Source organism: Cronobacter sakazakii (assembly GCF_000982825.1).
Lineage (GTDB): Bacteria > Pseudomonadota > Gammaproteobacteria > Enterobacterales > Enterobacteriaceae > Cronobacter > Cronobacter sakazakii.
The window spans coordinates 2,149,208-2,162,472 of the sequence record NZ_CP011047.1 but is presented as its reverse complement, the minus strand read 5'-3'; the positions used below and the strand labels follow the sequence as shown (position 1 = coordinate 2,162,472).

The window sequence follows — 13,265 nt, the reverse complement described above, 5'->3', positions numbered from 1 at the left end:
TTACTCACCTAACAGACGCAGCATTTCCGCCTCATCGATGACCTCAATGCCCAGCTCCTGCGCTTTCGCAAGCTTGGAGCCTGCCGCTTCACCGGCAATAAGCAGATCGGTTTTCTTCGACACGCTGCCGCTCACCTTCGCGCCCAGCGCGGCAAGCCGCGCTTTGGCGTCATCACGCGACATCTGGCTTAACGTCCCGGTCAGTACTACGGTTTTCCCGGCGAACGGGCTGTCTATCTCTTCGGCTTTCACCACCTGCGGCGCGGGCCAGTGAATGCCTACTTCTTCGGTAAGATCGTGAATGACAGCGCGGTTGCTCTCTTCTTCAAAGAAGTTGAACACATGCGTGGCGACCACGATGCCGACATCCGGTACTTTTTGCAGATCGTCAATCGAGGCGTTAATCAGCGCCTCCAGCGTGCCGAAATGCGCCGCAAGCCCGGCGGCGGTCGCCTCCCCCACTTCCCTGATGCCAAGGGCATAGAGGAAACGCGCGAAGGTGGTTTCTTTGGCTTTTTCCAGCGCATTGACCAGATTTTGCGCCGATTTCGGCCCCATACGATCGAGCCCGGTCAGTTTGCCCGCAGTCAGACGGAACAGATCGGCAGGCGTATGGACATATTCTTTCTCAACCAGCTGGTCGATGATTTTATCGCCCATGCCGTCCACATCCATCGCGCGGCGGGAAACAAAATGCTTGAGCGCCTCTTTACGCTGCGCGCCGCAGATAAGCCCGCCGGTGCAGCGCGTTACGGCCTCGCCTTCAACGCGCTCGACATCCGAGCCGCAGACCGGGCACTGCGCCGGGAAGACCACAGGCCGCGTCTCTTCCGGGCGTTCTGAGAGCACCACATTGACCACCTGCGGGATCACATCGCCCGCGCGGCGAATGACGACTTTATCGCCGATGCGCAACCCAAGGCGCGCTATCTCATCGGCGTTATGCAGCGTCGCGTTGCTCACCAGCACACCTGCTACCTGCACCGGCTCAAGGCGCGCCACCGGCGTGATAGCGCCGGTACGTCCGACCTGGAACTCCACGTCGCGTACGGTCGTCATCTGCTCCTGCGCCGGGAATTTAAACGCCACGGCCCAGCGCGGCGCGCGCGCTACGAAGCCAAGCTGCTCCTGAAGCTCGAGCGAATCGACTTTAATCACCACGCCATCGATGTCAAACCCGAGCGTCGGCCTGTCGGCCTCAACCTGATGGTAAAACGCCAGTACCTCTTCCGGCGTTTTCACGAGACGAATACGCTCGCTCACCGGCAGACCCCAGGCTTTAAACTGTTGCAGACGTTCCATATGGCTGCGCGGCAGCTCGCCGCCTTCCAGCAGCCCGACGCCATAACAGAAAAACGTCAGCGGTCGTTTGGCCGTAACGCGCGGATCGAGCTGACGCAGCGAGCCTGCCGCCGCGTTACGCGGGTTCGCAAAAACTTTCCCGCCGGTGCGCCGGGCTTCTTCGTTAATCTTTTCAAAGCCCGCCTGCGGCAGAAACACTTCGCCGCGCACTTCGAGGCGCGCCGGAATGTTGTCACCACGAAGCTTCAGCGGAATGGCGCGAATGGTGCGCACGTTGAGGGTGATGTCTTCGCCGGTGGTGCCGTCGCCGCGAGTGGCGGCGCGGACCAGCAGACCATTTTCATACAACAGGCTGACCGCCAGGCCATCAAGTTTCAGCTCGCAGCAGTACACCAGCGCATCAGTGCTTTTCAGGCGATCCTGCACGCGCTTGTTAAACGCGAGGAAACTCGCCTCGTCAAACACGTTGTCCAGCGACAGCATCGGCACTTCATGTCGCACCTGGCTGAACTCGGTCAGCGGCGCTGCGCCAACGCGCTGAGTGGGTGAATCGGGCGTTACCAGCTCCGGATGCGCCTCTTCCAGCGTGCGCAGTTCGCGCATCAGGCGATCGTATTCGGCGTCCGGCACTTCCGGCGCGTCCATAACGTGGTAGAGAAATTCATGATGGCGAAGCGTGGTTCGCAGTTGAGTCAGTTTTTCTTCGATTGATTCCATAACGCACCATCAATGATAAAAAACCCCCGACAGGCGGGGGTTAGGGGAGAAAACTTAACGGCGGGCGGTTAACCGTTCGCCTCTTTCACATCGCGAATTCTGTCCTGATATTCACGGAGCTTCTGCGGCGTCATCATACGGCGCTGATCGTCCAGCACCACGCCGCCGACTTCATCGGCGATATGCTGCGCCGACTGCAGCATCAGTTTAAAGTTTTGCAGCTCATCGCCAAAGCCCGGCACCTGCATAAAGATGGTGATACCCGGCGTGGTGAAATCGGTCATGGTTTCCGGATCAAACGACCCGGGTTTAACCATATTCGCCAGGCTAAACAGCACCGGGCCACTGCCGTCCGGGCTCAGATGACGATGGAAAATATTCATGTCGCCAAACTTAAAACCGGCCTGCTGAATGCTGTTAAACAGCACATCACCATTCAGCTGGCTGCCCGCGTGTGCCGCGACATTCATGATAATAACGGTTTCTTTCGGCTGCGGTTTTTCCGGGGCGCTCACGGGGGCAGGCTCAGCAACCGGCTCGGGCTGTGGCGCGGGCTCGGCGACCGGCTGCGGCGCAGGCTGGCGCATGGCAGGCTGTGCCGGTGCGGGCTGCGACGGTTGCGGCGCGGTCTGGCGAACCGGCTGTGGTTCTTGCGGCTGATGCAGGGGCGCTTGCGGCGCTTCCCTGTAAGCCACTTCTGGCTCCGGCTCGACCGGCTCGCGAACAGGCTGACGCGGCTGCGAAGGCGCGTAAGGCGGCTGATAGTTATGCTGAGGCTGGCGAGCAGGCGCGCTTTCCGGCGCCGGCGCGCTGCGGCGCACGCGAACTTCGCCAACGCCGTCATCATCCGGCTCATCGACGTCGTCTTCGTCTTCATCCTCATCGCGCTTCGATTTCATGCGCTTCATCGGACGATCGCGGAACATAGAAGAACGCTCCTTACGGCTGGTCCACAGACCGTGCACCAGTAAGGCGATTATGGCGATCGCGCCAACAATGATTAATATCAGACGCAAATCCTGCATCATTATATTCTCTGTTGTTCTAACACCTTGCCATGACGGCAAACATTTACTCACTAAGAGTATTTGCCCATTACGGCAAGTGCAAGTGCGCGCTCGGTTTTCCGGACAGAAAGATGAAAGAAATCGTGCTTTTTGCTGTTTTTTCGACCATTTCTCGGGTGGCGCAAATTTCCCTCTCGGTTAAGATAACCGGGCCCCGGTTCGGGGAGGCTAATAAGGAGCTTTGCGGAACTATGGTTTCAACGACAGGCGCGGGTTCGCGCAGCGGTCTGTACTACCTTTCAGAAGGATTCAGGCTGATAAGCCAGCCCGGCATTCGGCGCTTCGTCATCCTTCCCCTGCTGGTCAATTTCCTGCTGATGGGCGGCGCGTTCTGGTGGCTGTTTACCCGCCTCGATAACTGGATCCCGCAGCTCATGTCTCATGTACCGGACTGGCTGCAGTGGCTTAATTACCTGCTCTGGCCCCTCGCGGTTATCTCCATTGTTCTTGTTTTCGGCTATTTCTTTTCGACGGTGGCCAACTGGATAGCCGCGCCGTTTAACGGTCTGCTGGCGGAACAATTGGAAGCACGCCTCACCGGTGCCACGCCGCCGGATACCGGTATTTTCGGCATCATGAAAGATTTGCCGCGCATTATGAAGCGCGAATGGCAAAAGCTCGCTTGGTATCTGCCCCGCGCGCTGGTGCTGTTACTGCTCTACTTTATTCCGGGTATTGGCCAGACCGTCGCGCCCGTGCTGTGGTTTCTCTTCAGCGCCTGGATGCTCTCAATCCAGTACTGCGATTACCCCTTCGACAACCATAAAGTGCCGTTTAAAACCATGCGCGCGGCGCTGCGCGAACGTAAGAGCTTAAATATGCAGTTCGGCGCGCTGGTCAGCCTTTTTACGCTGGTCCCGGTGCTGAATCTGGCGATTATGCCCGTCGCGGTCTGCGGCGCAACGGCGATGTGGGTGGATTGTTATCGCGGTAAACATGCGAGCTGGCGCTAGTCCGGCTGGCATATAGCCGGGCTTATTCCATACTCTTAAGCATTATTTCGCACGAGTATAACGATATACGAAATCCTTACTTCCTCACACGCGGTGAGCGGGTATGCTGGTGCGGCTCCCAAATTTCATACAGTTAAGGACGGGCTATGAGCAAGATTTTTGAAGACAACTCGTTGACTATTGGCCATACGCCGCTGGTTCGACTGAACCGCATCGGTAACGGACGCATTCTGGCGAAGGTGGAGTCACGTAACCCAAGCTTCAGCGTTAAGTGCCGTATCGGTGCCAACATGATTTGGGATGCGGAAAAGCGCGGCGTACTGAAGCCGGGTGTGGAGCTGGTCGAGCCGACCAGTGGTAACACCGGCATCGCGCTGGCGTATGTCGCCGCCGCCCGTGGTTATAAGCTGACGCTGACCATGCCGGAAACCATGAGCGTTGAGCGCCGTAAGCTGCTGAAAGCGCTGGGCGCAAATCTGGTACTGACCGAAGGCGCTAAAGGCATGAAAGGCGCTATTCAGAAAGCGGAAGAGATTGTCGCAAGCGATCCGTCGAAATATCTGCTGTTACAACAGTTCAGCAATCCGGCTAACCCGGAAATTCACGAAAAAACCACCGGCCCTGAAATCTGGGAAGACACGGACGGCCAGGTTGATGTATTTATCGCAGGCGTCGGTACTGGCGGTACGCTGACCGGCGTGAGCCGCTATATCAAAAATACCAAGGGTAAAACCGAGCTGATTACCGTCGCTGTTGAGCCGACCGATTCCCCAGTAATCGCCCAGGCAATCGCAGGTCAGGAGCTGAAACCAGGCCCGCATAAAATTCAGGGCATCGGCGCAGGGTTTATTCCGGGCAATCTGGATCTCAAACTGATCGATAAAGTTATCGGCATCACCAACGAAGAGGCCATCTCCACCGCGCGCCGCCTGATGGAAGAAGAAGGGATTCTGGCCGGTATCTCTTCCGGTGCCGCCGTTGCCGCTGCGCTCAAGCTTCAGGAAGATGAAACCTTTACCAATAAGAATATTGTGGTTATCCTGCCATCCTCGGGTGAGCGTTATTTAAGCACCGCGCTGTTCGCCGATCTCTTCACTGAGAAAGAACTGCAACAGTGATGCCAGATTGTTAAATATGCGCAAAAAAGCACCCAAAGGGGTGCTTTTTTGTGGCGTGCATCAAACTTTTGTCTTGTATGGCATTGCCTGGATTGACCGGGTCTGGTATTTAACCAGCAATTATTTCGATGCGTGAAATTAATCCTGAGGCGAATTGATGTGTGCTGAATCGATTTAACGATTTGGTTATGCTACTTCGATCGCGTCATAATGATTAATGACGAGCGAAACGCGAGCCGCATGGAACAAAAAGCCATGCGTTTTTCGTGGTTCTGGCATCCGTGCTGCGTTCCGTTACGCCGACGCTAACAATACAGGCTAAAGTCACGCCGCCAGGCTAGACTTTAGTTCCACAAACTAAACCTATAAGTTGGGGAAATACAATGTTCCAGCAAGAAGTGACTATTACCGCTCCGAACGGTCTGCATACCCGCCCTGCTGCTCAGTTTGTAAAAGAAGCGAAAGGCTTCACCTCCGAGATCACTGTGACTTCCAACGGCAAAAGCGCCAGCGCAAAAAGCCTGTTTAAACTGCAGACTCTGGGCCTGACTCAGGGCACCGTTGTGACCATCTCCGCAGAAGGCGAAGATGAGCAGAAAGCAGTAGAGCATCTGGTAAAACTGATGGCTGAACTCGAGTAAGTTCCGGGTTCTTATTAAAATCAGTCACAAGTAAGGTAGGGTTATGATTTCAGGCATTTTAGCGTCTCCGGGTATCGCTTTCGGCAAAGCATTGCTGCTGAAAGAAGATGAAATTGTCATCGACCGGAAAAAAATTTCTGCCGATAAGGTTGATCAGGAAGTAGAACGTTTCCTGAGTGGTCGCGCCAAAGCCTCCGCTCAGTTGGAAGCTATCAAGATCAAGGCCGGCGAAACTTTCGGTGAAGAAAAGGAAGCTATCTTCGAAGGCCACATCATGTTGCTGGAAGATGAAGAGCTGGAGCAGGAAATCATAGCCCTGATTAAAGATAAGCACATCACTGCCGACGCGGCAGCGCATGAAGTTATCGAAGGTCAGGCGACCGCCTTGGAAGAGCTGGATGATGAATACCTGAAAGAACGCGCCGCTGACGTGCGCGATATTGGTAAGCGTCTGCTGCGCAACATTCTGGGCCTGGCCATCATTGATTTAAGCTCCATCCAGGACGAAGTCATTCTGGTGGCAGCCGATTTAACCCCGTCGGAAACCGCACAGCTGAACCTCAAAAAGGTGCTGGGCTTTATTACCGATCTGGGCGGCCGTACTTCCCACACCTCCATCATGGCGCGCTCCCTTGAGCTGCCAGCGATTGTGGGCACCGGCAACGTCACCACTCAGGTGAAAAATGACGACTACCTGATCCTCGATGCGGTTAACAACAAAGTTTACGTTAACCCGACGAACGAAGAGATTGAATCCCTGCGCGCGATTCAGACTCAGGTTGCTGAAGAAAAAGCAGAGCTTGCGAAGCTCAAAGATCTGCCGGCCATCACTCTTGACGGCCACCAGGTTGAAGTCTGCGCGAACATCGGCACCGTGCGCGATGTCGCAGGCGCCGAGCGTAACGGCGCAGAAGGCGTAGGCCTCTACCGTACCGAATTCCTGTTCATGGACCGCGATTCTCTGCCAACCGAAGAAGAGCAGTTCCAGGCCTACAAAGCCGTTGCTGAAGCGTGCGGCTCGCAGGCCGTTATCGTGCGTACCATGGACATCGGCGGCGACAAAGAGCTGCCGTACATGAACTTCCCGAAAGAAGAAAACCCGTTCCTCGGCTGGCGTGCAATCCGCATCGCGATGGATCGTAAAGAGATCCTGCGCGATCAGCTGCGTGCCATCCTGCGCGCCTCCGCGTTCGGCAAACTGCGCATCATGTTCCCGATGATTATTTCGGTTGAAGAAGTGCGCGCGCTGAAAAAAGAGATCGACGTTTTCAAACAAGAACTGCGTGACGAAGGCAAAGCTTTCGACGAAACGATTGAAATCGGCGTCATGGTAGAAACCCCGGCTGCCGCGACCATCGCGCGCCACCTCGCCAAAGAAGTCGATTTCTTCAGTATTGGTACCAACGATCTGACGCAGTACACCCTGGCGGTTGACCGCGGTAATGATATGATATCGCATCTTTACCAGCCGATGTCACCGTCTGTCCTGAACCTCATCAAGCAAGTTATTGATGCATCTCATGCTGAAGGTAAGTGGACCGGCATGTGTGGTGAGCTTGCTGGCGACGAACGTGCTACACTTCTGTTGCTGGGGATGGGTCTGGATGAATTCAGTATGAGTGCCATTTCTATCCCGCGCATTAAGAAGATTATCCGTAACACGAACTTCGAAGATGCGAAGGTTTTAGCAGAGCAGGCTCTTGCTCAACCGACAACGGACGAGTTAATGACGCTGGTTAACAAGTTCATTGAAGAAAAAACAATCTGCTAATCCACGAGATGCGGCCCAAATTACTGCTTAGGAGAGAAGGCTAATGGGGTTATTTAGTAAACTGTTCGGTGATAAAGGCAATAGCGACACCGGAACCATTGAGATCGTTGCTCCACTGTCTGGTGAAATCGTTAATATTGAAGACGTGCCGGATGTAGTGTTCGCAGAGAAAATCGTTGGTGATGGCATCGCTATCAAACCGACCGGTAATAAAATGGTTGCGCCGGTTGATGGCACCATCGGTAAGATTTTCGAAACTAACCACGCTTTCTCTATCGAATCGGACAGTGGCATTGAGCTGTTCGTCCACTTCGGTATTGATACCGTTGAGCTGAAAGGCGAAGGCTTCAAACGCATCGCTGAAGAAGGCCAGCGCGTGAAGAAAGGCGATCCGGTTATCGAATTCGATCTGCCGCTGCTGGAAGAGAAAGCAAAATCCACGCTGACGCCGGTTGTTATTTCCAATATGGACGAAATCAAAGAGCTGACCAAGCTTTCTGGTAGCGTGACCGTCGGTGAAACGCCGGTAATCCGTATCAAGAAATAAGACTGACTCGTGTACAAAAATGGCGCCGCAAGGCGCCATTTTTTTATCCCTGCCCTTAACCGCGGGCTTCAACCAACCATGCGCCACCGGCGTTTCTTCTGACCGTTTCCGACCACCCTGCTGCTGGATCTTGATGGGTTACCGGAAAACGCGGCGGCTGAAATCCCCATCTGGCGTATGCCCGCCGTTATGGCGTTAAATCCCCGCGCCCTGGCTGTAAATCTCTTCGCTAAACACACCCGTGGAGAGATAGCGGTCGCCCCGGTCGCAAATAATCGCCACCACGACAGCCCCCGGATTCGCGCGCGCCACGCGCAGCGCGCCGCATACCGCGCCGCCGGAACTGACGCCGCAGAAAATGCCTTCTTTACGCGCCAGATCGCGCATTGTGCTTTCCGCATCACGATGATGAATATCCAGTACTTCATCCACTAGCGATGGGTCAAAAATCCCCGGCAGATACTCTGCGGGCCAGCGGCGAATACCCGGAATACTGCTGCCCTCTTCCGGCTGTAATCCAACGATGGTCACCGGTTTGGCCTGCTCACGTAAGAAGCGGCTGACGCCGGTAATGGTGCCGGTCGTGCCCATGCTGGAGACAAAATGCGTGAGACGTCCTTCAGTCTGGCGCCAGATCTCCGGCCCGGTGGTCGTATAGTGCGCCCAGGGGTTATCCGGGTTATTGAACTGATCGAGAATAATCCCTTCGCCCCGTTTCGCCATTTCAGAGGCGAGATCGCGCGCGCCTTCCATTCCCTGTTCGCGGCTCACCAGCACCAGCTTCGCGCCATACGCCTGCATCGCCGCCTTGCGCTCCATGCTCATGTTATCGGGCATCAGCAGCGTCATACGATACCCTTTGACGGCGGCGATCATCGCCAGCGCAATGCCGGTATTACCGCTGGTGGCTTCAATCAGCGTATCGCCAGGCTTAATCTCGCCGCGCGCTTCGGCGCGGGTAATCATCGCCAGCGCCGCCCTGTCCTTGACGGAGCCCGCCGGGTTATTGCCTTCGAGTTTGACCCAGATTTCACTGCCGTTGTCCGGCGCAAGGCGCTGGAGCTTCACCAGAGGCGTATTGCCGATCGTTTGTTCGAGTGTGTTCACGATGTTTACTCAAAAAAAAAGCCGGGTATCGCTTCGCTTACCCGGCCTGAAAAATGCGGTGATAACTGTCGGCACGGCAAGCGTAGCGCCACCGGGCGATAAACCTGCGCAATAAGCTATCAGGCAGACTTCGCCAGAGCAATATTCTCGCGCGTCTCGATACGCTCATTACCGTGGTAAATGCGCGCATGCTGCAGGCCGACAAACAGCCGCTCGCCACGCTGCGGCACATAATCCTCGCGCAGCACCACGGTGAGCGGTTCGTCATACCAGCCCTGCGGCTGTACCACGAGCTGCATGTAGTGGCCTTTCGGGCTCACTTCCAGTACGTGCACCGGCAGCGGCGAATCAAGGCTCGTGCGGCGGCTCACGTCCACTTCCCAGGGGCGTAAGAACAGATCCACCGGCCCCTGGTATGCAGGCGTAAAGCCGAGCGGCCAGCGATGCGCGCCGACGTGGAATTGCCCGCCGCGCACGGTGCCCTTGAGCCGGTTCACTTCGCCTAAAAACTCCAGCACAAAGCGGGTCGCCGGTTCACGCCACACCTGCTCCGGCGCATCGGCCTGTTCGATATCGCCCTGGCTCATCACCACCACGCGGTCGGCCACTTCCATCGCCTCTTCCTGGTCATGGGTCACGAAGACGCTGGTGAATTTCAGCTCTTCATGCAGCTGACGCAGCCAGCGCCTGAGCTCTTTACGCACCTGGGCGTCGAGCGCACCGAAGGGTTCATCCAGCAGCAGAATTTGCGGTTCAACCGCGAGCGCACGCGCCAGCGCCACGCGCTGTTTCTGGCCACCAGAAAGCTGTGCCGGATAGCGGTCAGCCAGATGCGCCAGCTGCACCATTTCTAAAAGCTGTGTCACTTTTTGTTTAATCGCGGCGGCGTTCGGACGCTCGCGGCGCGGCAGAACGCTCAGGCCGAACGCGATGTTGTCAAACACCGTCATATGGCGAAACAGCGCGTAATGCTGGAACACGAACCCGACTTTACGCTCGCGCGCATGCAGGCGGCTCACATCGGTGCCGTGAAAGCGGATCTGCCCGCTGGTCTGGTGTTCAAGCCCGGCGATAATGCGCAGCAGCGTGGTTTTCCCGGAGCCGGACGGCCCCAGTAGCGCCACCATCTGGCCGGAAGGGATATCCAGAGAGATATCATTCAGCACCTGGGTGCGACCAAAAGACTTCTTAATATTGGCAATCTCAATGCTCATGATTTCCCTCCTGTTGCACGCGTTTCTCCTGATTATTCAGGCGCCATTGCAACGCACTCTTTAAAAACAGGGTCAGAATCGCCATCAGCGTCAGCAGCGCGGCGGCGGTAAACGCGCCGACGGTGTTGTAGTCCTGCTCCAGCAGTTCAATCTGTAACGGCAGCGACAGCGTCTCGCCGCGAATAGAGCCGGAGACCACCGACACCGCGCCGAATTCGCCGATGGCGCGGGCGTTAGTCAGCACCACGCCATAGAGCAGCGCCCAGCGAATATTCGGCAGCGTCACGCGGCGGAACATCTGCCAGCCCGAAGCGCCCAGCAAAATCGCCGCCTCATCTTCATGGCTGCCCTGGCTTAACATCACCGGCACCAGTTCGCGCACGACGAACGGACAGGTCACAAATATCGTTACCAGCGCCATGCCCGGCCAGGCGAACATAATCTGCATGTCGTGCGCGTCCAGCCAGCCGCCGAGCGGGCCGTTGGAGCCGTAAAACAGCAGATACACCAGCCCCGCCACTACAGGCGAGACGGCAAAAGGAATATCCAGCAGCGTCAGCAGCAGCTGACGACCGGGGAAGTTAAAGCGCGTCACCAGCCAGGCCAGCAGCGTACCGAAGACCAGGTTAACCGGCACGGTAATCAGCGCGATCAGCACCGTCAGCCAGATCGCGTGCAGCATATCCGGGTTAGCGATATTCTCCAGCACCGGCATCAGGCCGTCGGAAAAGGCTTTGGCAAAGATATAGACCATCGGCACCACGAGAATAAACGCCGACAGCAGCATCCCGATGCCGATAAGCAGCCATTTACCCCAGTTTATGCGCGCGCCTTCGCGCGCCTGTGTCATCATCGTCATCAGTGTCCCACCACCCTGCGTCCAAACCGGCTTTGCAGCGTGTTAATCGCAAACAGCAGCAGCAGCGACGCGGCAAGAATCACGGAGGCAATCGCGCTCGCGGCCGGGTAGTCAAACTCCTGCAAACGAACAAAAATCATCAGCGAGGTCACTTCGGTTTTCCAGGCGATGTTGCCTGCGATAAAAATCACCGCGCCGAACTCGCCGAGGCTGCGGGTAAAGGAGAGCGCCACGCCCGCCATCAGCGCCGGCGAAAGCTCCGGTAGCACCACTTTGCGAAAGCTTTGCAGGCGGGTAGCGCCTAAGGTTTCCGCCGCCTCTTCATACTCCGGCCCCAGCTCTTCGAGCACCGGCTGAACGGTACGCACGACAAAAGGAATACTGGTGAACGCCATTGCCACCGCGATGCCAAGCCAGGTATACGTCACTTTGATATCAAACTTCGCCAGCCACTCGCCGTAAAAACCATTAACCGAGAACAGCGAGGCGAGCGTCAGGCCAGCCACGGCGGTCGGCAGCGCGAACGGCAGATCCATCAGCGCGTCGAGCAGCGTGCGGCCCGGAAAACGGTAGCGCGTTAAAATCCAGGCCATCAGCAGGCCAAACGCGCCGTTAAAGAGCGAGGCGACCGCCGCGGAGAGCAGCGTCACTTTGTACGCTGCCACCACCTGCGGATTAGAAATCACGTCCCAGTACTGCGCCCAGGTCATCTGGGAGAGCTGCATTACCAGCGCGCTCAGCGGCAGCAGCAGAACAAGGCAGACAAACAACAAACTGGTGCCGAGGCTTAAGGTAAACCCCGGCAGCACGCGTTTAGACACAGCAAACATCACTTACGCCCCGCCGCCACCAGCTTGTCGAACTCACCGCCGCTCGCGAAATGGGTTTTCATCACGTCCGGCCATGTGCCGAAGGCGTCTTCCACGCGGAACAGCTCGGTTTGCGGGAATTTATCTTTCAGCGATTCCATCACCTGCGGGTTATTCACGCGGTAGTAATAGCTGGTGATAATCTGCTGCGCCTGTGGCGTGTAGAGCCAGTTCAGGTAGGCTTTGGCCGCTTTTTCCGTGCCGTTGGCCTTTACGTTTTTATCGACCCACGCCACCGGGAACTCCGCCAGGATATTCACCTTCGGCACCACGACTTCGTAGCCTTCTTTGGCGTACTGATTACGGATGTTATTGACTTCCGATTCAAAACTAATCAGCACGTCACCCAGGCCGCGCTCGACAAACGTGGTGGTCGCGCCGCGCCCGCCGGTGTCGAACACCTCAACGTTTTTCAGGAACTGGGTCATAAACTGCTCGGTTTTGGCTTTATCGCCGCCGTCGGCTTTATCCGCCGCGCCCCAGGCCGCCAGATAGGTATAGCGCGCGTTGCCGGAGGTTTTCGGGTTCGGGAAAATCAGCTTCACGTCCGGGCGCACCAGGTCATTCCAGTCGTGAATGTTCTTCGGGTTTCCTTTACGGACCAGGAACGCCATGGTGGAGTAAAACGGCGAGCTATTGTTCGGCAGACGCGCCTGCCAGTCGGCCGGGATCAGATTGCCTTTGTCATGCAGGATCTGAACGTCGGTCACCTGGTTATAAGTTACAACGTCTGCTTTTAAGCCCTGTAAAATCGCGAGCGCCTGCTTTGAGGAGCCTGCGTGAGACTGTTTGATCGTCAGCTTGTCGCCGTTGTTCTCCTTCGCCCACTGCTGTTCAAACGGCGGGTTCAGGGCAGCGAACAGCTCGCGCGAAACATCATAAGAGCTGTTAAGCAGTTCAGTCGCCTGCGCGGAACCCGCCATCAGCAGAGAAATCGCCAGCGCGCCCCATGCTTTTTTCACTGATTTCACGGCCATTTTGCACCTTATAAATGTGATAACGATCGAGCCATCAGTGTATTTATACGGGTGAGAAAGCTATACCGCTTTTATATACCGTTTAGTGATTTGCAAGCGCAAAAGGATATAAGACGAAAGGCG

At 56.4% G+C, this 13,265-nt stretch carries 12 protein-coding genes; 5 read left to right on the top strand and 7 right to left on the bottom strand.

The window, feature by feature from the left end:
- Positions 1–2,019 (bottom strand): NAD-dependent DNA ligase LigA, encoded by a 2,019-nt coding sequence (gene ligA / locus CSK29544_RS10140; RefSeq protein ID WP_029039426.1) that lies wholly within the window; start codon positions 2,017–2,019, stop codon positions 1–3.
- Between the two features lie 68 nt (positions 2,020–2,087).
- Positions 2,088–3,047: a cell division protein ZipA gene (gene zipA / locus CSK29544_RS10135; protein ID WP_007893734.1), complete on the bottom strand. Its 960-nt coding sequence runs from the start codon at positions 3,045–3,047 to the stop codon at positions 2,088–2,090.
- Between the two features lie 230 nt (positions 3,048–3,277).
- Here zipA and cysZ point away from each other — a divergent pair, with 230 nt between their 5' ends.
- The 5 genes from cysZ to crr all read left to right on the top strand — a co-directional run bounded on the left by cysZ (position 3,278) and on the right by crr (position 8,116).
- Positions 3,278–4,039, top strand: coding sequence for a sulfate transporter CysZ (gene cysZ, locus CSK29544_RS10130; protein WP_007893740.1), 762 nt, complete (start codon positions 3,278–3,280; stop codon positions 4,037–4,039).
- Between the two features lie 146 nt (positions 4,040–4,185).
- Positions 4,186–5,157: a cysteine synthase A gene (gene cysK, locus CSK29544_RS10125; RefSeq protein WP_004385844.1), complete on the top strand. Its 972-nt coding sequence runs from the start codon at positions 4,186–4,188 to the stop codon at positions 5,155–5,157.
- Positions 5,158–5,540: 383 nt separating this feature from the next.
- The gene (gene ptsH, locus CSK29544_RS10120) at positions 5,541–5,798 is read left to right on the top strand and encodes a phosphocarrier protein Hpr (RefSeq protein ID WP_000487600.1); all 258 of its coding nucleotides are present in this window, start codon (positions 5,541–5,543) and stop codon (positions 5,796–5,798) included.
- Positions 5,799–5,841: 43 nt separating this feature from the next.
- Positions 5,842–7,569 carry a phosphoenolpyruvate-protein phosphotransferase PtsI gene (gene ptsI / locus CSK29544_RS10115; RefSeq protein ID WP_007893743.1) on the top strand — a complete coding sequence of 576 codons (1,728 nt, stop codon included), beginning with the start codon at positions 5,842–5,844 and terminating at the stop codon, positions 7,567–7,569.
- A 43-nt stretch (positions 7,570–7,612) separates the two neighbouring features.
- Positions 7,613–8,116 (top strand): PTS glucose transporter subunit IIA, encoded by a 504-nt coding sequence (gene crr, locus CSK29544_RS10110; protein WP_004385842.1) that lies wholly within the window; start codon positions 7,613–7,615, stop codon positions 8,114–8,116.
- A gap of 195 nt (positions 8,117–8,311) precedes the next feature.
- Here crr and cysM read toward each other — a convergent pair whose 3' ends face one another.
- From cysM to CSK29544_RS10085, 5 genes are all read right to left on the bottom strand, one after another.
- A complete protein-coding gene (gene cysM / locus CSK29544_RS10105) occupies positions 8,312–9,223 on the bottom strand; it encodes a cysteine synthase CysM (protein WP_007893745.1) in 912 nt (303 codons plus the stop codon).
- Positions 9,224–9,342: 119 nt separating this feature from the next.
- On the bottom strand, positions 9,343–10,437 hold the full coding sequence (cysA, locus tag CSK29544_RS10100; protein ID WP_007893753.1) for a sulfate/thiosulfate ABC transporter ATP-binding protein CysA: 1,095 nt from the start codon (positions 10,435–10,437) through the stop codon (positions 9,343–9,345).
- Complete coding sequence (gene cysW / locus CSK29544_RS10095) at positions 10,427–11,296, bottom strand: sulfate/thiosulfate ABC transporter permease CysW (protein WP_004388575.1); 870 nt, start codon at positions 11,294–11,296, stop codon at positions 10,427–10,429. The genes cysA and cysW overlap by 11 nt, the downstream gene beginning before the upstream one ends.
- Positions 11,296–12,126 (bottom strand): sulfate/thiosulfate ABC transporter permease CysT, encoded by an 831-nt coding sequence (cysT, locus tag CSK29544_RS10090; RefSeq protein WP_004388574.1) that lies wholly within the window; start codon positions 12,124–12,126, stop codon positions 11,296–11,298. The genes cysW and cysT overlap by 1 nt, the downstream gene beginning before the upstream one ends.
- Complete coding sequence (locus tag CSK29544_RS10085; RefSeq protein ID WP_007893755.1) at positions 12,126–13,142, bottom strand: sulfate ABC transporter substrate-binding protein; 1,017 nt, start codon at positions 13,140–13,142, stop codon at positions 12,126–12,128. Before CSK29544_RS10085 ends, cysT begins: the two co-directional genes overlap by 1 nt.
- Positions 13,143–13,265: the final 123 nt, after the last annotated feature.